General features: G+C 60.7%; 20 protein-coding genes. 8 read left to right on the top strand and 12 right to left on the bottom strand.

The window, feature by feature from the left end:
* The first annotated feature begins 20 nt into the window (after nucleotides 1-20).
* Nucleotides 21-686, top strand: a complete 666-nt coding sequence (locus CPI83_RS29650) for a hypothetical protein (protein ID WP_157920673.1) — start codon at nucleotides 21-23, stop codon at nucleotides 684-686.
* Between the two features lie 66 nt (nucleotides 687-752).
* Here the strand turns inward: CPI83_RS29650 and CPI83_RS29645 are convergent, their stop codons facing one another.
* Both CPI83_RS29645 and CPI83_RS29640 read right to left on the bottom strand, forming a co-directional pair.
* On the bottom strand, nucleotides 753-1,214 hold the full coding sequence (locus CPI83_RS29645) for a HEPN domain-containing protein (protein ID WP_097388428.1): 462 nt from the start codon (nucleotides 1,212-1,214) through the stop codon (nucleotides 753-755).
* Complete coding sequence (locus CPI83_RS29640; RefSeq protein ID WP_097388427.1) at nucleotides 1,211-1,801, bottom strand: ArsR family transcriptional regulator; 591 nt, start codon at nucleotides 1,799-1,801, stop codon at nucleotides 1,211-1,213. Before CPI83_RS29640 ends, CPI83_RS29645 begins: the two co-directional genes overlap by 4 nt.
* Before the next feature lie 215 nt (nucleotides 1,802-2,016).
* Here CPI83_RS29640 and CPI83_RS29635 point away from each other — a divergent pair, with 215 nt between their 5' ends.
* A complete protein-coding gene (locus CPI83_RS29635; protein ID WP_097388426.1) occupies nucleotides 2,017-2,577 on the top strand; it encodes an MmpS family transport accessory protein in 561 nt (186 codons plus the stop codon).
* A 214-nt stretch (nucleotides 2,578-2,791) separates the two neighbouring features.
* On the opposite strand, the gene CPI83_RS29630 is transcribed toward CPI83_RS29635, so the two are convergent.
* Nucleotides 2,792-3,724, bottom strand: a complete 933-nt coding sequence (locus CPI83_RS29630) for a nucleotidyl transferase AbiEii/AbiGii toxin family protein (protein WP_097388425.1) — start codon at nucleotides 3,722-3,724, stop codon at nucleotides 2,792-2,794.
* Nucleotides 3,725-4,861, bottom strand: a complete 1,137-nt coding sequence (locus CPI83_RS29625) for a type IV toxin-antitoxin system AbiEi family antitoxin domain-containing protein (RefSeq protein ID WP_097388424.1) — start codon at nucleotides 4,859-4,861, stop codon at nucleotides 3,725-3,727.
* Nucleotides 4,862-5,083: 222 nt separating this feature from the next.
* Here CPI83_RS29625 and CPI83_RS29620 point away from each other — a divergent pair, with 222 nt between their 5' ends.
* From CPI83_RS29620 to CPI83_RS29610, 3 genes are all read left to right on the top strand, one after another.
* Entirely contained in the window at nucleotides 5,084-5,332 is a 249-nt protein-coding gene (locus tag CPI83_RS29620; protein ID WP_097388423.1) for a hypothetical protein, read from the top strand.
* A 108-nt stretch (nucleotides 5,333-5,440) separates the two neighbouring features.
* Nucleotides 5,441-6,823 (top strand): DUF2637 domain-containing protein, encoded by a 1,383-nt coding sequence (locus CPI83_RS29615; protein WP_097388422.1) that lies wholly within the window; start codon nucleotides 5,441-5,443, stop codon nucleotides 6,821-6,823.
* 239 nt (nucleotides 6,824-7,062) lie between these two features.
* Complete coding sequence (locus CPI83_RS29610; protein ID WP_097388421.1) at nucleotides 7,063-7,554, top strand: hypothetical protein; 492 nt, start codon at nucleotides 7,063-7,065, stop codon at nucleotides 7,552-7,554.
* A 23-nt stretch (nucleotides 7,555-7,577) separates the two neighbouring features.
* Here the strand turns inward: CPI83_RS29610 and CPI83_RS29605 are convergent, their stop codons facing one another.
* The 7 genes from CPI83_RS29605 to CPI83_RS29575 all read right to left on the bottom strand — a co-directional run bounded on the left by CPI83_RS29605 (nucleotide 7,578) and on the right by CPI83_RS29575 (nucleotide 13,489).
* Nucleotides 7,578-8,045: a hypothetical protein gene (locus CPI83_RS29605; protein ID WP_097388420.1), complete on the bottom strand. Its 468-nt coding sequence runs from the start codon at nucleotides 8,043-8,045 to the stop codon at nucleotides 7,578-7,580.
* Nucleotides 8,042-8,626 carry a winged helix-turn-helix domain-containing protein gene (locus tag CPI83_RS29600; RefSeq protein ID WP_097388419.1) on the bottom strand — a complete coding sequence of 195 codons (585 nt, stop codon included), beginning with the start codon at nucleotides 8,624-8,626 and terminating at the stop codon, nucleotides 8,042-8,044. The genes CPI83_RS29605 and CPI83_RS29600 overlap by 4 nt, the downstream gene beginning before the upstream one ends.
* Nucleotides 8,627-8,687: 61 nt before the next feature.
* A complete protein-coding gene (locus CPI83_RS29595) occupies nucleotides 8,688-9,395 on the bottom strand; it encodes a Fic family protein (protein WP_097388418.1) in 708 nt (235 codons plus the stop codon).
* Nucleotides 9,396-9,506: 111 nt separating this feature from the next.
* Nucleotides 9,507-9,734, bottom strand: a complete 228-nt coding sequence (locus CPI83_RS30845; protein ID WP_157920672.1) for a hypothetical protein — start codon at nucleotides 9,732-9,734, stop codon at nucleotides 9,507-9,509.
* 483 nt (nucleotides 9,735-10,217) lie between these two features.
* The gene (gene fabG, locus CPI83_RS29585; protein ID WP_097388416.1) at nucleotides 10,218-10,916 is read right to left on the bottom strand and encodes a 3-oxoacyl-ACP reductase FabG; all 699 of its coding nucleotides are present in this window, start codon (nucleotides 10,914-10,916) and stop codon (nucleotides 10,218-10,220) included.
* 54 nt (nucleotides 10,917-10,970) lie between these two features.
* Nucleotides 10,971-11,927 (bottom strand): hypothetical protein, encoded by a 957-nt coding sequence (locus CPI83_RS29580; RefSeq protein WP_232816966.1) that lies wholly within the window; start codon nucleotides 11,925-11,927, stop codon nucleotides 10,971-10,973.
* Between the two features lie 1,097 nt (nucleotides 11,928-13,024).
* Nucleotides 13,025-13,489 carry a helix-turn-helix transcriptional regulator gene (locus CPI83_RS29575; protein ID WP_198586390.1) on the bottom strand — a complete coding sequence of 155 codons (465 nt, stop codon included), beginning with the start codon at nucleotides 13,487-13,489 and terminating at the stop codon, nucleotides 13,025-13,027.
* A gap of 327 nt (nucleotides 13,490-13,816) precedes the next feature.
* Here CPI83_RS29575 and CPI83_RS30840 point away from each other — a divergent pair, with 327 nt between their 5' ends.
* From CPI83_RS30840 to CPI83_RS29560, 3 genes are all read left to right on the top strand, one after another.
* Nucleotides 13,817-14,317 carry a hypothetical protein gene (locus CPI83_RS30840; RefSeq protein ID WP_157920671.1) on the top strand — a complete coding sequence of 167 codons (501 nt, stop codon included), beginning with the start codon at nucleotides 13,817-13,819 and terminating at the stop codon, nucleotides 14,315-14,317.
* Nucleotides 14,318-14,818: 501 nt separating this feature from the next.
* Nucleotides 14,819-16,339 (top strand): hypothetical protein, encoded by a 1,521-nt coding sequence (locus CPI83_RS29565; protein ID WP_097388412.1) that lies wholly within the window; start codon nucleotides 14,819-14,821, stop codon nucleotides 16,337-16,339.
* Nucleotides 16,336-16,596 carry a glutaredoxin domain-containing protein gene (locus CPI83_RS29560; protein WP_097388411.1) on the top strand — a complete coding sequence of 87 codons (261 nt, stop codon included), beginning with the start codon at nucleotides 16,336-16,338 and terminating at the stop codon, nucleotides 16,594-16,596. The genes CPI83_RS29565 and CPI83_RS29560 overlap by 4 nt, the downstream gene beginning before the upstream one ends.
* A 2,906-nt stretch (nucleotides 16,597-19,502) precedes the next feature.
* On the opposite strand, the gene CPI83_RS29555 is transcribed toward CPI83_RS29560, so the two are convergent.
* The gene (locus CPI83_RS29555) at nucleotides 19,503-19,715 is read right to left on the bottom strand and encodes an XRE family transcriptional regulator (RefSeq protein ID WP_157920670.1); all 213 of its coding nucleotides are present in this window, start codon (nucleotides 19,713-19,715) and stop codon (nucleotides 19,503-19,505) included.
* Nucleotides 19,716-19,858: the final 143 nt, after the last annotated feature.

Genomic DNA, 19,858 nt, shown 5'->3' with positions numbered 1-19,858 from the left:
ATTCTCGATACCCTTCTGCCATGTGCATGAAACTGGCCGAATCACTTCTCGCCGCTACCGCTGTGGTCGCCGCGGCAGCGGTACTGCCCGCCACCGCCAACGCAGCACCGGCGACTGTCAGTACAGGCGACAAGATCGCGATTCGCCACGCTGATGGCCAGAACAACACATGCACACTCGGCTTCGTCCTCACAGGCACCGACAACGAGGACCGCGGCCTCATCGCAGGGCACTGCGGAGACCTCCACGACGAAGTGATGACGCTTGACGGTCGCACTATCGGCCGAATTGCCGCAGTCGAGTTCCCCGATACGTTCAACGGCCCTGACACGGCCGTTGTCTCGTTCCTGCCCGGCGTCACCGTGGATGCCGCCATCGAAGGTGTCCATCCCACCGTCAGCGCGCTCACCAAGGACGAGGTCAAACGAAACGGTCCCGTTCTTTGCAAGCTCGGCTCGACAACCGGACTTTCATGCGGACCGCTCGCCGACATCTCAGCACCGGCCACCATGATCGCGTTCCACGCTGCGAACGAAGACGGCGACTCAGGTTCTCCTGTCTGGGCCTACGGCGCGAACGGCGAAATCCTCGCCGTTGGCACTCTTTCCGGCGGACCACACGGAAACAACAACATCGCTTACGTCGAACCCATCGCCGACTACTTGAAGCTCTGGCAGCTTCGATAGGTTTGCAAGCACGTCAGTGACAGAGCCTCGACCCCACCCAGGGTCGAGGCTCTGTCCGGTTTCTGGTTAGCCGAAAAGCCCGAGCGAGTCGATCAGTTTTTCAGCTGCTTCGATGATGCTCTCCGTAGCAAGCACAGCGTCAGTAGCTTCGACTTCGGTAGCGGAATCGCCTGCCCTCTTGAAGTATTCGAGTTCGTGACGGCGGCGACGCATGGGATCGAGCTGCCTGAATCCGTTGCCGAACTGTGCGCGCATCGCTTGGACTACGACGACATGGCCACCGTCGGTGGTTGGTCGGAGTCCTTGTTGCATGAGGAGTCCACTGGTTGCGATCCTCGAGGCGTCGTAGGCGAGCGTGAGTGCAGAGTCAAAGTCACCGCTGCCCAGAGCGGTACGTGCTGTAACGAGTTTTTGGGCGGCTTTGGCGAGCATGGGTTTTCCATTGGCGGCTTCGCCGACGAGTTGTTGAAGTTCACCGTTCTGGAGGAACCGCTCGATGTCGGCCTCGCCGGTCTTCCAGCGGCTCATCCGCGACTCTCCGGATCGCCATGGATGACAAGGTGGGACGATCCCCGAATCTGCGCTACGAGCGGGTCTGAGAGGTCGTTCCACTCGTCTGGGGTGCGGACCACCGGGTTGACCTCGATGCCCAGCCTTTCCTGGGCGCGGTCGGCCGCTGCATATACATCTGCGCGGTCGACACGGCCGACGACGAGGACGTCGATGTCGCGGGGTGGTGGGCCGTCCTCGCCTTCGTATCGTGCGGCCCAGGATCCGAAGATCATCACGAGTTCGGCCTCTGGGATCTGGAATTCTTCGTCGATGACGGTTCGTGGGCCGAATGTTGTTTGGAGGAGTTGGGTGAGTGCCGCAGATGCCGGATGTCGGGTGTCGGCGTGGACGAGGCGGTTTCGTCCTTCGGTGCGACTGGCGACGAGGCCTGCTTTGTCGAGGCGGACGATTTCGCTGTGCAGGGTGGACAGTGGCACTTTTAGGCGTTTTGCGAGGTCGCTGACGGTGTATTCGTCGTCGGGGTGAAGTAGGAGTTGGGTGAGTAGTTCCGCTTGGTGCTGCGAGCGGAACACTGGCAGCAGTGCAGGACCGTTACTACGCATAACCCGAAGATACTTCCCGTTTATGGGGAACGTCAAGGTCAGGACACCTAGGCACCGGCAGCGCACGACGGAAACTCAGGCATCGTCGCGGGCGTGTAGCCGCCCAATTGCAGAGATAGCGCGCCTGTCCAGCTACGTCGAGACCGGTCTGTCTGGTATCTATATGCAATGCCGCGCGAGCAACGTGTCGGCAAAGAAGACACCAAAGGACCATCATGACCCAGCCGCCGCAGGATCCCCAGCAGCCGCAACAGCCCTACGGCGAACAGCCGCAACAACCGTACGGCCAGCAGCCTCAGCAGCCGTATGGGCAGCAGCCGCAGGGTTACGCGCCGCAGTACGCGCAGCCGCCACTGCCGCCGCAGAAGAAGAAAAAGTGGCCGTGGATCCTGCTGGCCATCGTCGTCGTGTTCATTGCTCTGTTCGCGGGCTGCACCGCTCTCGTTGGTGGCGCGATCAACAGTGTCGATGAGGAGTCGAAGAAGGAAGTTGTTGTCACGTACGAGGTGACCGGCGATTCCGAGGGCGCGATCATCACGTACACCGCGAACGATTCGAACCTGTCTCAGGACACCGCAGCGACGTTGCCGTGGACGAAGGATGTGACGGTCACCGGCCTCATCAAGGTTGCCACCGTGACGGCCAGCAACAGCTACGACGGTACCGGTGCGATCACGTGCAAGATCATCGTTGACGGCAAGGTGCTAACGGAGAACACCGCGAATGGCGCCGGTGCGTCAGCGTCGTGCACGCAGTCGGACTTCGACACCAAATAGTTTCTCGCTGAACAGGAATGCCCCGACCCCCAAAGGGTCGGGGCATTCCTCCTTTGTGGGAGGGGCGCTATTTGGCGCAGCAGATCGGGTTGTCACATGGTGGTCGGGGAACGGGTTTTGCGCACAACCCCGCCATTGGCCATGGTCACGTCCGACGAACGGGCACTGCGAGCTTCCGCTTCGACGCCAATTCGGGCGATGAGCAGAGAGTCGGTCAATCTTGGTCGGCGTCGATCCACTGTTGCGCCACCGGATCCCACGTCGCCGGACTAGCTGCCGTTGGTCGCTCGACAAGGATCCGGTTGTAGCATCCGGCAGCGAGGGCCAGGGCGGCGTCGAGGTTGTAGAGGGTGTCGTCGAGTGGACTGTCTGCAGCGTACTCTGACCAGTTTTCGTACCAATCCGGCCCGGGTGTGTGCAGTTCCATCGGCAGGGTCATTTGATCCCGGACGATGCGCTGGTTTTCGAGAGCGGCGACCGTGGTTTCCAGGTCGATGGGCAAGCTCTGTCCAATCAGGAGTAGGTCGACCAGATCTCGGTACCTGTTCGAGTTTTCGCCGGGAGGCGGCTGGCCGTGCCGGAGATGGAATTCGTACATCGCGCAGAGCTTGTCTGCGATCTGATCGGCGAGTGGATAGACACGAACCGCTCCGGTAGGGACGTCGTCCCCGAGATCGATGATCTGAGGGATGGCATGGGTCTCGATCGCTCCGATCACTCCTCTGTGGGATCGGAGGTCGATCTTGAACGAGTCGATTTCCGTCGTGCCTAGTGCCACCCCTACGCGGACGGTCATCTTCCCGTCCGGCTTGTGCTCCCTGCGGGAAATTGTGTACACGAATAGGTCGATGGGGTTGGCTCGCAGGAGCACTTGCAGACCGTCGACTACTTCGTCGATTGACGTTGGGGCAGTGAAAATGAGGTCCACGTCCTGGCTGTACCTCGCCTCGGGGAGGCGAATCATCATTCCGGTTCCGCCTTTGAGCACCCAACCGTCAGGATCGGCGCCGAACACTCTCGCCAGGAACCGTGTCATCACGAACTGGCGCTGAAGCCTGTTCTTCAACTGACCTGTGGCTTCAGCCCTGTTGTTCAGGCGTTGGTTGACCTTTTCACGGAAAGCGCGTGACGCAAGTGGGCTCGACATCTAGGAATTGTCGCCTTGACCGGTGCCAGAATTCGGGAGGTTCCGGTTTTCGTGTCCCCCGTGACTTTCGGCGATCGGTGGCGCTCCCTTCTCCTCGAGGCTCCGTGTGCTGGCTTTCAAGTTTTCTGCGGCGGCTTGCCGGAGTGGCGCCATAGCCTGTGAGAGCGCCGCGCGGGCTGCCTCGAGCGCGGGTTGCTGTATTCGCGGCAGCGATGAATTCTTCACTGATTCAGAAAGGGAAGCGCGGACGGCGTCTCTGACGGTGTCGAGTTGAGCAGCTGCGAGTCCGCTTATCGCGTCTCGAAGAACATTGTCGCTCACTATTTTCAAGTATTGCTCGAATTGTCCGGTGGACTCTGCGGCAGCGAAGGCGAGGGCTCCTGGGTCGAGTTTGATGTGACGCGGTGTGTTCGATGCGTTGTCGGCGGCAGAGGGCTCGCACTCTCTGAGATAGCGGGTGGCCATGTCGGCGAGCCGGAGGGTGTTTGTGGACACTCCGGCTTGTTCGATGAGGGAGGCGAGGAATCTGCTTCCGTCGTTGAGGGCGTGGCCGTAGGCGAAGGCGTGGGGAGCGAGGGCTTTTTCGAGGTCGTCGGGGGTGGCTAGCTCTTGGGCGATGGCGTCTTGGGCGATGCTCGCGAGGTGTCCCCCGTCGATCTTGGCGGCGGCGAGGTCTTCGACGGTTCGGCTGGCCGTGGTGACGGGGAGCCCTTCGACGGTGGTCCAGTCTTTCACTTCGACTGTGCCGGTGTGGATTTTGATGTCGGGCAGGTCGATGCGGATACGTCGTTGGCAGGTGAATTCTGTCCAGTCGGCGTCGATGTCTCCGAGTTGGTGGAGTTTGGCTGCGGTGCGGTGGGAGACGACGCCGGTGGGGAAGTCTTGGGTGAGCCTGTCCCATGCGGGGGTTTTGGGGTCGAGGGCGATCCAGGCGATTCGGATGTCTTGGATCGGGTCGTAGGGCATTCGGGTCATGGTGTAGATGCCGTGGTGGACTCGTTCGAGGGCGCCGCGGTCGGTGAGGCGTTTCATTTGCACGGGGGTGACGTCGTGGGCGCGGGCCTGTGCGGTGGTGATGATGCCCCATTGTTCGGCCGCGATCTCCGCGACCATGTTGGCGGCATCTTTCATCTTCATGGCGAAATAATATCACTCTGAGTGTTATTTTCGTGCCACCGAGAGGATCTTTCTCGACTTTTGGGGCTTGTCAACGGACTTAGGCGACCGCTCGACGAACACCCTCCATGCTACAGCCTGCATGCGATCGAGCCCTGCGAAATCGCGACCTAACTATTATATCGACTAATAGTAGATAATAGTTTACGGTGGCCTCAGAGCTTCTCCGGAAAGGAAGACCTGATGGCAGCAAGATCTGAGTCCGCCAAGCACCCCGGCGACGAACCACAGCAACGCAAGGTGTTGCTGTCCGTCGACGACGACTTGAAAACTCGAATGAAGTGGACGATCGAACACACGAGGGCACGTACAGGAATCACGACACAGCAGATGTTCATCCGGGTCGCCATCGAAGACCTGTGCTTGAAGCTCGAAAAGCAGTACAACGGCGGCAAACCGTTCCCGAAGCCCGCCGACGCACGAACCCGCTAGACCTGGCACACAACACTTTTAACGGCATTACAGCCAAAAAAGAGACCCTGCCAGGCGGCATCCCGACAGGGCCTCGACGACCGGGACCAACGAAAGGACTACCCGATCATGAACGACCTTAACGTCCGCGCTGCGCGGATGCGTCTGTACAACCTCATAGGCTCGGTTTTCTTCGCCATCTTGATCGCCGTCGGAATCACGGTCGGTGCGTTCGTGTTGTCGTTCGCTGTTCTGCAGGATCTTGCCTTGCAAGCCCAGATGCCGGATTCGAAGGCCTACATCTTCCCGTTGATTGTGGACGGCGCAATCCTCGGCGCCACGGTCGGTGTGATCGTCCTCAGCAAGATCGACGGCAGCGACGTCGGGAAACGATTCTTCCAATGCCTGCTCGTGCTGGTGGTTTTCATCAGCGTCGCCGGTAACGCGTACCACGCGTTCACCGCTGCGGCGGATGTCATGGCCAGGGCCGCTGCCGGTGAAGACGTTGGACTTCGACCGCTCAATCCCATTGCGGCAGCGCTGATTGCGGTAGTACCCCCGTTGCTGGTTCTCGCCTTCACTCACGGGATCGGCCTGCTCATCAAGGCGATCGGTGCCGCATACCGCGAGTACAACGATCTGATGCGCCGTATCGCGATGGAAGCGGAATCTGTGGAGGTGCCGGTCGCGCAGGAGTCCGTCGAGACTCCCGGGGAGCGCACGTATGTCGAGGATGCGCCTGTGTTGTGGGACGGGGACGATTTCGGCGCTGAGTACAGCGACGCCGTCGACGACGGCGTCGACGCGCCGGAGCCGGTTGCAGCCCAGACAGATGACTACTCCTACGTCCCACCGTCATGGAAGGACGCAGAACACACCAAGCCGACGGTGATGGCATCGGCGGAACCATTTGCTCATGTCACCGCGCCTGTCACTCAGCCGGTCATCGTCCACGAGAAGGCCGTTGCGCCCGTCGAAAAGCCCGAGGACATCTCCGTCACGGGACCGACGGGCACAGCCACTGAGAGCGTCTCCGAGCTGTCTTCAACCCCCGTCGCCGACGAGGACACCACGGCCCCTGCCGACGAGCCTGTAGAAGCCACAGCGGTCGAAACGTCGGCTATAGCAGCTTCCGGCGAACAGTCCGCCCCGCCAGCCGACGACGAGATCGCAGAGCCCGTGACGGAGAGCCCGGCCAACGAACTTACGAACACGGTCGTCAAGGCCGAGAGCCACTCCCCCAGTAAGACTCCGGAATTCGAGTCAGAGTTGACATTCCTGGACGCCGCCGACATCCACGACGGCGAGAAGGAAGTCGCTCGATTGAAGCTCACCAATCCGGAGTGGTCATTCGAGCAGGTCGCCGCAGAGATTGGCGGGTCCGCATCGTTCTCACGTCGCCGGTACAAGCGCGCAGCGAAAGCTGCATCGGACCAGGGTTTACGTTTCCCAGAGTTCTCGGAGGACGGGACAGTGAGACTTGATTCGCAGATGGCTGACGCTTCTGCATAGCGAGTTCCATCTAGGCGAGTGAGCCCGGCACCGATGTACGGTGCCGGGCTCACTCGTTCCGGTTGCCGCTCCCCTACCTGTCGAAGACCTCCTCAGACCGTCGAAGCGCACGTTCGAACCGGTGCGATGTGGCTGGTTTGCGTCTGTGCCACAACCGGATCGGCGCTCTCGTGGCGGTCGGTCGCGGCATTGGTTCTCGGTACGACAGACTTGGGAAAACGAACTGAAGGGGTCGACGGATGGGTTTCTCGCTGTATTTCATGCGGATCGAGAACGACAAGGGTCTCGACGCGGATCGGGATGCGGTGGTCGCTTTCCTCGATCAGAGAGAATTGCGGGTTCACCCGAGCGGCCAGCTTGTCGACAGCCAGGACCAGGCGTTGAAGTTCGATGGTGTTTACACCGAGCTCACTCTGGACCCGCTGGACCAGAGTGAGCCGCTCACCGGGTGCATCCACCACGCGACGCTGTCCACGGCTGAGTGTGCGTTCATTTACGACCTCTGTGCTGCGGCGGGGTTCTTGATCGTCAGTCCGGAGGGTAATCCGACGTATCTCGTCCCGAATCGGAATCACGACCCGGGCGATGTGTCGGTATTGGAGGGCGTCGTCTGGATCGACAGCGCCGAGGAGTTGCAACAGGCATTGTTCGGCGGCTTCGAGGCGTTTCGTCGGTTTGTGCAGCAGGTGCGGTCCGTGGGTGGGCGAGCAGCTGAGACGCCGCCTCGGTAAGGCGCTTACTCACGACGCGGATTTCAGCTCCACAGTCCGAGTTTGGGGAGCAGCATCTCTGCGGCTTCCAACAGCCCTTCGACGTAGTCGAGTGCTTCGTCGACTTCCTCGATCGTTACTGCCGTCTCACTCGAATCTCGTGGGTACTCAAGGTCGTTCCGTCGGCGACGCATTCCGGAGAGCTGTAAGAATCGACTCTTGCCGAATTGTGCGAGGACGGCTTCAACGACGGCGATGTGTCCGCCTTTGCTTGTGATCCGCAGACCTTGCTGTGTGAGAAGAGCGGTTGCGGTGTGGCGTGCGGCTTCGTACGTCATAACGTACGCGCCGGTCGGGTCGGACCCCTTGATTGTTCGGGCGCTCGCGCAGCGGCTTCGGGCTTCGGTGAGCAGGAATGAGCCGTCGGCGGCGTTGCCGCTCACTTGCTCGAGGTCACCTGCGTCGAGGAGTTTACGGATGATTTCCTGGCCGGTCCCCCACGCTGCCGTCATTCGGCTTCGCGTTCAAACACGGTGAGGTGCGGGGACTTCTGTATCTCGGACACCAATACGTCTCCTTCTGGGTTTGCCCACACCTGCACGCTGCAGACGGCAGGGTTGACTGGCTTTCCGATTCGTTCTGACGCGAGTTCGGCTGCGGTGTACATCTGTAGGCGGCTGACGTCGCCGACCAGTAGAACATCTATGTCGTTGGGCTGGCGACCGGGCTGGTCTTCGTAGCGCGCGGCCCACGAGCCGAAGATGATTACCTTCTCGACGCCGACCAGGGCGAATTCTTCGGCGATGACCTGCGGAGGCCCGTAGGTGAGCATCACCAGGTGGCGAAGTGGGGCAACGACGGGGGTGTCGGCGGCGGAGATGAGGCGTGTCCGGCCAACGTAACGGTCTGTGAGGATTCCTGCTGTGATCAGCTGTGCGACTTCGCGGTGCATGGTTGAGAGTGCGACGCCTGTGTGTGCTGCGAGGTCGGTGAGGCTGAACTGTTCGCCGGGGTGCAGGAGTACGCGGGCGAGGAGTTCGGCTTGTGCTTTCGATCGGAAGATCGGCATGAGCGCCGGAGGCACGTTTCGCATAGATGGAATATATCTTCCAATTAAAGGAAACTGCAAGGTCAGTGCGCGTCGATTGGGAAGGTTAGGCCGTACAGGAGGCCAAGAACTGCATTATTTCGGTGGCGTCGGCGTCTGCGAACATGCTCACGCACGCTTCGTCGAATTCGAGTTCTCGCGCGACTGGCACGACGATCGGGCGGTGCCCTGCGGACATCAGGATCTCGTTCATGAGGTGTCGTGAGGTTCGTTTGTTGCCATCGAAGTAGAACTGAGCGCGGGCTCCGAACGCGAAGTATGCGAGTGCTCGTTCGTCTGGCCGGTCGATGTTGTCGAGTGCCGAAATGCCTGCGCGGTAGTGATCTTCGAGATCGCCCGCTGGTGGCGGTGTGTACGCGCCGCGGGCGCCGAGGTGGACGGACACCTCGGAGGTTCGGAATTGTCCGGCGATCAACGCTTCGTGGCGGGCGAGGATGCCGTTGCTGTGGTCGGAGGTTTCACGGTCCCAGCCGAGGGAGTCCGTTCGGACTTGGGCGAGCAGCCATGTGTAAGCCTCTGCGGTGTCGGCGATTTGGTGCACTTCGGAGATCGGGCGCCCGGCCACCTGTTCGCCGTCCATCAGGGATTGGACTTCACGGGTGGTGAACGAGTTCCCTTCCAATGCGGCTGTGTTCCAGACGCAGTCCACCAAGTTGCGGGCGAGGGTGTGCGCGATCTCGTCGCGACTGATCCTGCCCGGCAGTGCCGGGATGGCGCGGCGATCCCAGGAGAAGTCCAGGCCGTCCATGCTCATCGATTTCCCTTGATGCTGTTCGAATGTGGACCTCGGCTCGAATCCCGACTACCCGTCGGCCGCGCCGCCCTCGACCATATCGGCCATCCGGGCGGTCGCGGCCAGTCCGTCTCAGAGCAGGTATCCGCGCTCCGCATCCCCCGTGACCGTCGCCGCTGTCCTTTGCGCCCATGTCTCGTGGTCGAGCAGACTCCATGTCGGGTCGCGGTAGTCCAGCGGTGTCGCTGCCAGCTGCACTCGCCGCTCGACGCGGCCGACGATCGGCAGTGACAACGCGATCCAGCGCCACGAGCCGTCGTCGGACGCGATGCCGAGGCGGCTCATCACGGCGGTCGTCATGACCTGTATGTCACCGCGCACCCCCCAGAGTGCGTCTGTACCGACGTTGAGGACGGCCGTCCATGACTCTATCGGCGACTTCGGTCCCCGCGGTGACGATTTCAGTCCTGACAGCTTCCGCTGCGGTTTCTCCATGAGAGCTGCGATTGACTGCGCCCAGACTGCGTGGCCGTCTCGACTCTGCGGCAAGGGATTCGACCGCAGATGCTGGTGTATTGCCCCACAGCCGTCGACGACCTGCACCCCATCGACAGGTTGGGTGGCCAGCAGAAACTGGATGAGAGACCCCACATCGCCAGTCTTGCGCTCGTGCGAGATCACTTGGCCTGCCCGCCTGGGTCGAGATGACGCGCCCCGTGGCGCGACACTCGACCCGGCTCGAAGGCGGAGCGAGCCAACGGATTCGGCGTACGCACTTTCGGCGCCGACGAGTGCGTCACCGAACCAGGATCTATCTCCGGATTATGCATTGGTTCGAGCCGATCAGTGCCCCATCCCGATGCCACCGTCAACGTTGATGACGGTCCCCGTGATGTATCCGGCGCCGGGGCTGAGAAGGAATCCAACGGTTGCCGCAATCTCTTCAGGCTTACCGAAACGCCCCAGCGGGATGTGCTCGAGCGCCTTCGCCACGACGGTGTCGCTCACTTCCGCCGCCATGTCGGTTTCCGTGAAACCGGGTGCGACGACGTTGGCCGTGATGCCGCGTGAACCGAGTTCTCGTGCGAGCGAGCGGGCGATGCCGATCACTCCGGCTTTTGCGGCGGTGTAGTTCACTTGCCCTGGCATGCCGGACATTCCGCTGGCTGATCCGATGATGACGATGCGGCCAGCACGATTCTTGAGCATGTTCCGGGACGCGCGCTTGACGACGCGGAAGACTCCGGTGAGATTGGTGTCGACTACGCCGGTGAACTGATCGGTGCTCATGCGCATGATCAGGGTGTCGTCGGTGATTCCCGCGTTGGCGATGACGGCCTCGACAGGTCCGTCTTCCTTTTCGACGTAGGCGAACGCGCTGTCGACCGATGTGTCGTCGGTGACGTCGCATTCGACGCCGCGCACGCCTTCCGGGACCTCTGCGCCGCGGTGTGTTCCCCAGACTGTATGTCCTTCGGAAACAAGTTGTTTCGCGATCGCTGCGCCGATTCCGCGGTTTGCGCCTGTGACGAGTACACGCATGTAAGAAGTCTCCAAATGTTTTGTGTGGCAGTGGAATGAAGTGTCATTCCCGGGTTAGGCGGGAGTTGCTGAGTCCTCGAGAAGGAGAATGATGGCGACCGGGTCGCCGTGCTTTTCCCGGGCGCGTGCAGAGTGCAGCTCGAATGTCGCTGCGGTGTAGGGCTCTCCGTCGATGAGAAGTTTCTGAGCGCCGCTCTCGGGGTCGTTGTGACTGGCGAGTTGCTCGAGGTCGATCTGATCGAGAACTTGCGAAACCTGCGATTCGCGGAGCGGCGCGTGTTTGCCGACTGTGGTCAACGGGATTCGATTGCGCGCTTCGACGAGCATGAGGGTGGCGTTGCTGTACTTGACCAGCGACGCGATGTTCGCTTCGAGCTCTCGCTCTTGGAGTTTGAGCGTGAGCCCGTAGAGCGTGCGCTGGTTTCCGTCATCGGTTATCCGTAGGCGGCATGAGGACCACATATGAACGAAGTCTGTGCCGCCGGGACGGAGAGACCAGTAGCTCTGGATGAGCATGCCGTCTTCTCCGGTGAGGGCGTCGTAGTATCCGCCGACCATGCCCCAGGCGTCCTCGGGGTTGAGCCAGGTGAAGAGGTATTGGACGTGGCGTTCTTCTCCGGCTTCTCGCCCGTCGCCGATCATGGACGGATCGTCGCCGCTGGTCCGCGTTGTCATTGCGGACATGTCCAGAACCCACACGTTGTAGGTCGGCCGGGGTTCCGGCTCGTTCTCGCCGATCCAGACGATCAGGGCGACCGGCGTTCCGTCGGATGCGTCGATCTGGTGACTTTCGACAATGAGTCCATCTACCTTCGGGACTTCTTTGCCTGCGAGAAGTGATCGGACGACGGCCTCTACGACCATCTCCCCCTTCTTGCCGAGGCCGAGTTGGCCAGCGCAGCGTGGGAGTGTCGTAGCAACTCGCTCGCCCCCGGCCGAGTGGATGAACACGTCTTTTCCGTAGGCCGTGCCGATGATGTCGACGGCCAGCCACATTCCCTTTATCGCCATTTGGCCAGCATAAACTGCCCGAGATTTAGTTACTCACCGGTACACACCAAACCAACCACGCGGTGTGTGGCGGTGCTCACAAATTTTGCGGGAACCGCTTTGTCGGTATTTACTGAGCAACGACAGGGTTATGCCTTGTCGCAGCACCGGTCGGTGAGCGACTCCCCTCCGGAAGCAGAAGGCCCACATTTCGTGGGTCTGTTTCCGGTTGCCGAAAAATGGGGAGTTGTCAGATAGTGCCAGTTTCAAGCCACGACGCGGGGCGATACACACCCGCCGAAGCCAGTGCCGATGCAGGCGGGCGCATCGATGCCGCACCGATTCGCGCGACGATTCGCCGCCGCCCACCCCTGGGAAGAGACGCCCAGCGCCTTCGCGAGGTTCTAGGTGATGGCGCCCGGAAGAATCCCTCCGCTGCGTCCGATAGTGCCCATCACCTCGAAGGTTACGTCCGCGTCGGCCGCAAGCATCCGAGCGAGAAGTCCGACCGAACGTCGACCTTCAAGGAAATGTTCACCCTCACGTACACGCTTATCATCGCGGGCTTCGTTGGCGTTACATCCGCCTACGCACCTCAGCAACACGGTAAAGAGTTGGTAAAAAGCTGTGTTCTCATTCGTCAGTATCGTGCTCTAAGGTCTGTCACGACCGGCCGAACAGGCGTCCTACCAGTGGTTTCGGTTTCAACTACAGCGGAGAGGGGTGACATGAAAATCGATCCGACACGGCGCACGCGACCTACGTTTCTCTCACTCAGCTACCCCAGCTCGGCAGTGAGCTTGGTCACAGCACCGGAGTTCGCGAGTAGCGACGACACTCTTCGCCACTCCCCCGGCCGCCCCACCGACCACCAGCGGGAATCAAGCCAGGCAGCGAACGATCCGAGGCCCGTCACCCGCGCCCGCAGGAACAATCTCCGCGGAATAGGCGCTCGGATTAAGTCGTCGGCCTTCACAGGTTTCAACGGCGGCGCGGCATCATCACCGTGGCACACAGCGACTCATCTTCAGTCGATCGCCCGATCCGAGGTTTCCCCTGGAGATGACATCGAAGGCACAACGGGGACGAGTAGCGAAATGCCTAGCAGGACAATCAATTCAGTAGCTGGAACGCGGCGGTCGCGCCCTCGCGCGTTCACAGGAGGCCAGGAATTCGGCAGGTGCAATGCCGTAAATCTTGGCGATCGCGGTGGCCTGCTTCGGAGTTGGCAACCGCCCACCTCGCTCGATGTCACTGACAACAGTGGTTCGCACACCGATCATGGCACCGAGAGTTGGCTGAAGCAGCCCGAAGAGAGCACGCCAGTCAACCGGATACCGCTCATCACGCGGAACCTCGATGAGGGACTCCATCGGAACCTTGATTTCCAAGATCTCGGCAACGTCGAGCAGCTTGTCGATTTGCGGGACCGTGATGTCGCTTTCCCAGCGACGCAGGGTTGCGGCACTGACGCCGGAAAGTCGCGCCAACTCAGGGATGGTCATCCCCGGTTTTCCGCCGAACGCTTTGCGCGCCGCAGCCAAACGACTCCCTTGGAAGCCGCGCGTTACACGCCTGCTCACACGTCTCCCTGCATCCTGGTCGTTCCCAACTCTGGACATGATGCCCCACCTCCCGTAATCTGCTACTGAGTGAGCGAACTAAATGAGCGAAGTATATGCGAGTTTGTTGACATGGTGACGCCCGATGACAACCTCAAAAGCACTGGATCAGGAACGAAAGGAACCGAGATGACAACGAAGACGACGTGAAAACAGGCGTTCCCCTCAGCCTGCCAGGGCCAAGGGGAACTGACAGTCGGGTGTAAAACCCGGCCAGTGTCGCGCGGGTGCCAGCCCAAACGCGACTTTTCTTCTTCACAGATGAACACCCTCAGCAAAGGAATGCTCATGTCCACTGTAGACAAGCGACGTCAGACTGCGCTCCCCCAACCGTCAAAAGGTTTAGGTCGAGTCCGCGAAGGTTGGACCCCCTGCGCTTACGACGTCCCCCTGTTCGATCTCAACCACGCGAGTTTCGCTGATGCTTGCTACGCGAAGTCACTGTGCCTCGGCCGCAACGGAGGCCCGGCATGCCCGATGCTCGCACGGTGCAATGCGGAGATTGAAGCCGACAAGCCTCGCGATCAGATCAAAGGTGGACGCATCTTCTCGAGCCGCGGCGCCGAGCTGAAGAATGACCGCGCATTGCTCGGATACCTCAACCGTGTCGAAGCGCAGCGCACTCTTCATGGCGACCCTGATGCCGATCCGCTGGAGCTCGTGCAGGCCGGTGACTTCGATTCAGAGGTCGTTGAGCAGTTGAGTGCGGACCGTGAAACCCTGCGTTCGCTCGAGCGTGAAGTCGCTACGGCCAGCGGAGTGCAATTCACTCTGGATTTGGGCGCCTAGACATGAAAAATGTGACTTTTTTCCGCCCGGCGCGGCGTTTTTGTGGGATTTCCCCGGTGTGGTGGGATGGAAACGCACCTCGAATAACCGAGGTGTCATTACAGAGAGGAATTGCCCGCGGATCTTAGTGACAACTAAATCCGCTTGAGAATTAGGAAAACCCCCGTGAGGGGGTTTCCGGGTCCGAGTCAGGTTGCAGCCTCACTCGAACAAGTTTTCAAGCTCCCAGGTTTCCTACGCATCACCACTACGTCTTCCCGGACCGAGTGATGAGCAGGTGACCAGCAGAGGATTCGCACCCTCTGCGCGTTGCGATTCACGTGAGCTAAAGAGACCAATTGGTTTCTTTTCACCCTTTTGTTTGAACCGCTTGCCCTTCGGCAGGCGGGCCATTCTCATACGAGAAAGTGACCTATTAAGTTGTTCGATCTCGAGAGTAGACCAGATGTAGTCGATGATTCAACCCAAAGAACCACTTTTCATCGCTCTACACCCCAAATCGTGTCCGAAATCGCTGATTTCGCACCCGAATGGCATTCCGCTCTCGACGCCGCCGATACAGCCCTCACAGCCCTCCGTGACGCCACCGCACACCGCGGCGCTGTGCCTGTCATCGCCGACCGGCCTGCACCCAACGCACCGATTCACAGCATCCGCAGTTGGATCCTGAGCGTCCGCAAGGTCATCGCCCGCACTATCCCCCTCGTCATCACTGCCGCCGGACATCACGACGAACCACACAAGCTCGCCGCCGACCTCGCCGACGCCGCCGATAGCATCACCACATTGCACGCAATGAATCAGCAAGGCGGGCAACGCGGGACGACCTCGTGGGCACTCCCGTCGACCGCCTCTGGTCCCGTCCCTGTCTGGACGAACCGCCGCTCGTGGCTGGAACAGGTGCAGCACGCGGTGAACCTCCCTGAGGGCCGTGAGAGCTGCAAACAGCGCCGAACGTGCCCGGAGGCTGTACTCAAGCACGCTGCGGTATATGCAACACATGCAGACGGACTCACCGGCCGCGGAGTTACTGCCAGCAGGGCAACGATCATGAAAGCCACCGGCATGTCCGAAGCCGTCGACAAGCGCGTACGCCGGGTTCTACGCGATCTGCGCTTGCTCTTCGACGCTGCAACTGGCAGAACCCTCACGACCGCCGAATACCTGGCTGCGATCCTGCACCACGGCGTCGCCCAATCGCGAGCTGCCTCCACGATTCACCTGACCACTCCCCCGCACCTCGCACACATCACTGCAGCAACACCGAAGCGTCGTCGAACGAAATCAGCTGCTCAGAACCGTGACCCCCTATCCTTGAAATCTCTTTCCCGTAGGGAAAGTTCTTTTAAGAAGAACTCACCTAACGCACGCGAGCGTGCGCGTGGGCAGGGGAAATCCCAAAAAACACGCAAGGAATGCAGGCCCTTGCACCTTCAGCGAGCAGCTGCGGAACTCCTTAACCGAGTCCCCGCCCTGCGACGGGCATCGCATATCGGCTCGATTTGCCAGGTCATCGCCTCAACCGGCATCGACACCACGACCTGGACGGGGCGTGACATCGCCAAGGCGCTCGACGAGGATTCCCGGCGTCGTGGCTGGATGTGGCCTTCATCGATCGACAATCCCTGCGCCCTGATGGCCTGGCGCCTGCGTCGGATCGACTGGAACGGCGATTCCCCAAGCGCGGCAGCCACTAAGGCCTCTGAAACGCTCCGTAAGGCGCGAATCCTGTCCGACCAGGCTGAGCACCTCGCCGAAGCGCAGCGAGCCTCTGAGGCCACGCGTAGGCGGCGGATGGCGGAGATCGCAGCAGTCCTGACCCCGAAGACAGCCACGTTCACCTCGTCCAAGTCGACCGTTGGCGCTGGCAGTGACACCAAGGGAGCACGAACCGCTCCCCCGAATCTGCCCTCCGCTCGCGAATCAGCCCGAGCAGCGGCACGCGCCGAAGTCGCCGCCCTACGTAAGCGCACCAACCCCACAAGTTTCATCATCACGTCAACCGAAGGGATCCCCGCATGAACACCATCACGATCTACTCGACGCCGTCCTGCACGAAATGCAACGCGACCAAGAAGAAGTTCGACGCGTTAGGTCTCGAATACCAGGAAGTCATGCTCGAAGACGCCCCCGAAGCCTTGGCGCGTTTCAAGGAAATGGGCTACTCGACGGCACCAGTAGTGGTTGCGGGAGAAGATATTTGGTGCGACTTCCGCCTCGATCGCATCAACGCGCTGGGGAAAGCAATGAAGGAATCGGAACTCAGCGCAGTCGGCTAGACGTCTCACCTTCCCCGTAGACCGGACCTACACTCCCCCATGGAATGCAGGTCCGGTCCTTTTTGTGCCCTGAGGCTTGGCCGCAGTTCGATCCTCGAGGTGCGGTTGCTTCAATCAGCACGCCGCGCGCATAAAACGCCGAACTGACTCATCCCGTTTACCGGGTAAACACCCCAATGCGTACAACTGGTTACCCGCGAGCCCGCTACTCAGGCGAACTCGCGTAATGGGTGCAGCCTTTCGTTGGCCCTGAACACTTACCCGGTAAACACTGCCACTCCCTCAACTGGCGACCAGTCCGCCAGCGCCAAATCAGTCAGCCTGCAAGTATCTACCAAGTAAGCGGTTCCGCCGCCCGGCTTACCCGCTAATTGATGTGTGCCCGGGTTGGTGCTCCAGCCGTCAGGTCTGGCTGTACGGATGTTTACCCGGTAAACGTCACCGGCTCGTGCGGCCGTCTGCCGACAGATGTTTACCGGGTAAACGGCCCAACCGTGTGGCTCGGCTGGCGACAGGCATTTACCCGGTAAACATCACCGACGTTCGGGTCTGTCTGCCGTCGTATGTTTACCCGGTAAACGTCACCGACGTTCGGAGTTGTCTCCCAACGGATATTTACCCGGTAAACGTCGCCGGTTCGTACTGCCGTCGGCGGACAGGTATTTACCAGGTAAACGGTCCGGCCGTGTAGCTCGGCTACCGACGGATGTTTACCCGGTAAACGTCACCGGCTTGTGTGGCTGTCGGCGGACCGATATTTACCCGGTAAACGTCACCGGCTTGTGTGGCTGTCGGCGGACCGATATTTACCCGGTAAACGTCAGCGGCCCGTGCGGCTGTCGGCGGACCGATATTTACCGGGTAAACGTCAGCGGCCCGTGCGGCTGTCGGTCGACAGATATTTACCCGGTAAACATCACCGGCTCGTGTGGCTCGGCTGCCGACGGATATTTACCCGGTGAACGGTCCGGCCGTGTGGCTCGGCTGCCGACGGATATTTACCGGGTAAACGTCAGCGGCCCCCGCGGCTGCCGACGGATATTTACCGGGTAAACGTCAGCGGCCCGTGCGGCTGTCGGTCGACAGATATTTACCCGGTAAACATCACCGGCTCGTGTGGCTCGGCTGTCGACGGATATTTACCCGGTGAACGGTCCGGCCGTGTGGCTCGGCTGCCGACGGATATTTACCGGGTAAACGTCAGCGGCCCGTGCGGCTCGGCTGCCGACGGATACTTACCGGGTAAACGTCACCGGCTCGCGCGGCTGTCGGCGGACCGATATTTACCGGGTGAACGGCCCGGCCGTATGGTTCGACTGCCGACAGGCATTTACCCGGTAAACATCACCGAGGTTCGGACTGTCTGCCGACGGATATTTACCCGGTGAACGGTCCGGCCGTGTGGCTCGGCTGCCGACGGATGTTTACCGGGTAAACGTCACCGGCTTGTGTGGCTGTCGGCGGACAGATATTTACCGGGTAAACGTCACCGGATCGTGCGGCTGTTGGCCGACAGGTATTTACCGGGTAAACGGTCCGGCCGTGTGGCTCGGCTGCCGACGGATGTTTACCCGGAAAACGCTCACGTGGTCCGGCTCGTCTGTCGACGGACGTTTACCCGGTAAATGTTGAAGGCTTCTGCAGCCTGTTTGTCGACTGGCGTTTGCCTGGCGAAGGGAACGCATATCGGCGGTCGTCGCAGCGGTGGACAGTTACCGAGGTAAACGGCCGGGCCGGCCTGGTCCCATCGGTCTTGTCGACCTCCGGATGGTTATCGGGTGAACAGGGGAGGTGCATCTAGGGGCAGGCCTGACCGTGTGCGCCGCAGTGCGTCTGGGGGGGATACGGAGTGAAGGTCGGAGAACGGGGCCTCAGCATTGATGCCAGGTCTGCGCCCGTTGCCCGGCGAGTGTTGATGTCGGCTACGTGGTGGACATTAACCAGGTAAACGACGGATTGCACATCGCATCCGGCGGTGGGATCTGCACTGCCGAGTGCTGTGGATCTAGTTGTCTGCCGTCGAATGAAGGTTTATGTGATTCGGCGGAACGCGCCGTCGTGACTCGTTGGCCCGCTGGGCTTGCTGATGTTCGCCCGGGTCGATGATATGTCCGGTCGCGATTTCCGTTAAGGAGATAGTCGCTGACTTTTCGATGTCGGCGTCAGGAGTGTCTGCAGCGATGCAGTCATGGAGAGCTGGACTGGCAGCCTCAATTGTGAGGGCGGAGCGCTGACTGGGGCCTGTCGGAGTGTGCGGTGGGCGGTTTCAGGCTGCGCAAGGTCGACACGCAGAGCTGGGGGAGTGGGGGCTGAGTCTTTTGCCAGGGCTGCTAGCAGTTTCAGGTAGAGGAGGAGTTGAGGGACTAGGCGGCAGGTCGCGGTCGCGGCGATGTGCGGTTCAGCTGGCGAGGTGGGATGAGGGCCAATGAATCTCGGAAGGTGGCGGCCGACCGGCGCGTGCCGCATCTGTTCTTTGCGGGCAGGGCCGAGATCGTTATGTTGCGGCAGCTCGGCGCATCTCTGGGGGAGTGGTGTCGTCGTGATGCCGCAGTTATCCGGCGGTCGTTTGTGGTTTTGGAGGGCGAGGGATGTCCAGCGCTGAGAATTGAGGCGTGTGGGGTGGGTTGGTGTGATTCGGGTTTGGGGTTGCGTGTTTGTGGCTGCTGAGTGTTCGACGATTCCGTCTCGGTCGCGGGGTCAGTGTCGTGTGGTGATGGTGTTGTTGTGTGTGGGCGGGTTTGTTCGGTGGGGGAGTGGGGGTTGTGGATTCTGAAATTTGGGTGGGCGGCTGGGGAGGCTTCGGTTGTATGGTTCGTCTTGCTGAAGCGGTGTGTTGCCTTGGCGTCGTTGATGATTCGTTTTCGGTAGGAAAAGAGTTGCGTCACAGTGACGTTTCTCGGTAGGGGTTATGTACCTTCTGGGATCGTTGTTTCGGGCAGCTTTTTGGTCATGCCTCGGTCGAGCATCCATTGTTCGATCGTTGCGTCTGTCCATCCTCTGTGGGTTCCGATCGTGGCGTCGTGTTCGGGGAGTAGGCCTTTGCGGGCGTATCCCTTGACGGTGTTGACGGCGAGGTTTGTCTTGGCGGCGACGTCGCGAAGTGAGAGGTAGTGGATCACCTCTTGATCATAGAAGTGCACGGGGCTTGCAATGTAGACCCGATCGGGTCTACGCTGTGAACACGCGGGACGTAAATCGTGACCTGAAGGTCACAAATTACGTATCCTGTGACCACTGCGGAAACCAATTCGCAGGCCCGGTA

The sequence above is a fragment of the Rhodococcus sp. H-CA8f genome (assembly GCF_002501585.1).
GTDB classification, from domain to species: domain Bacteria; phylum Actinomycetota; class Actinomycetes; order Mycobacteriales; family Mycobacteriaceae; genus Rhodococcus_F; species Rhodococcus_F erythropolis.
Note: the sequence above shows the minus strand (reverse complement) of the source record. Positions and strands in the feature narration are given on the sequence as shown.

Excerpts from the sequence above, each read along its gene's own strand:
- CPI83_RS29650 (WP_157920673.1), top strand. The coding sequence starts at position 21 with ATGTGCATGAAACTGGCCGAATCACTTCTCGCCGCTACCGCTGTGGTC.
- CPI83_RS29645 (WP_097388428.1), bottom strand. The coding sequence starts at position 1,214 with ATGAGCCGCTGGAAGACCGGCGAGGCCGACATCGAGCGGTTCCTCCAG.
- CPI83_RS29640 (WP_097388427.1), bottom strand. The coding sequence starts at position 1,801 with ATGCGTAGTAACGGTCCTGCACTGCTGCCAGTGTTCCGCTCGCAGCAC.
- CPI83_RS29635 (WP_097388426.1), top strand. The coding sequence starts at position 2,017 with ATGACCCAGCCGCCGCAGGATCCCCAGCAGCCGCAACAGCCCTACGGC.
- CPI83_RS29630 (WP_097388425.1), bottom strand. The coding sequence starts at position 3,724 with ATGTCGAGCCCACTTGCGTCACGCGCTTTCCGTGAAAAGGTCAACCAA.
- CPI83_RS29625 (WP_097388424.1), bottom strand. The coding sequence starts at position 4,861 with ATGAAGATGAAAGATGCCGCCAACATGGTCGCGGAGATCGCGGCCGAA.
- CPI83_RS29620 (WP_097388423.1), top strand. The coding sequence starts at position 5,084 with ATGGCAGCAAGATCTGAGTCCGCCAAGCACCCCGGCGACGAACCACAG.
- CPI83_RS29615 (WP_097388422.1), top strand. The coding sequence starts at position 5,441 with ATGAACGACCTTAACGTCCGCGCTGCGCGGATGCGTCTGTACAACCTC.
- CPI83_RS29610 (WP_097388421.1), top strand. The coding sequence starts at position 7,063 with ATGGGTTTCTCGCTGTATTTCATGCGGATCGAGAACGACAAGGGTCTC.
- CPI83_RS29605 (WP_097388420.1), bottom strand. The coding sequence starts at position 8,045 with ATGACGGCAGCGTGGGGGACCGGCCAGGAAATCATCCGTAAACTCCTC.
- CPI83_RS29600 (WP_097388419.1), bottom strand. The coding sequence starts at position 8,626 with ATGCGAAACGTGCCTCCGGCGCTCATGCCGATCTTCCGATCGAAAGCA.
- CPI83_RS29595 (WP_097388418.1), bottom strand. The coding sequence starts at position 9,395 with ATGAGCATGGACGGCCTGGACTTCTCCTGGGATCGCCGCGCCATCCCG.
- CPI83_RS30845 (WP_157920672.1), bottom strand. The coding sequence starts at position 9,734 with ATGACGACCGCCGTGATGAGCCGCCTCGGCATCGCGTCCGACGACGGC.
- fabG (WP_097388416.1), bottom strand. The coding sequence starts at position 10,916 with ATGCGTGTACTCGTCACAGGCGCAAACCGCGGAATCGGCGCAGCGATC.
- CPI83_RS29580 (WP_232816966.1), bottom strand. The coding sequence starts at position 11,927 with ATGGCGATAAAGGGAATGTGGCTGGCCGTCGACATCATCGGCACGGCC.
- CPI83_RS30840 (WP_157920671.1), top strand. The coding sequence starts at position 13,817 with ATGTCCACTGTAGACAAGCGACGTCAGACTGCGCTCCCCCAACCGTCA.
- CPI83_RS29560 (WP_097388411.1), top strand. The coding sequence starts at position 16,336 with ATGAACACCATCACGATCTACTCGACGCCGTCCTGCACGAAATGCAAC.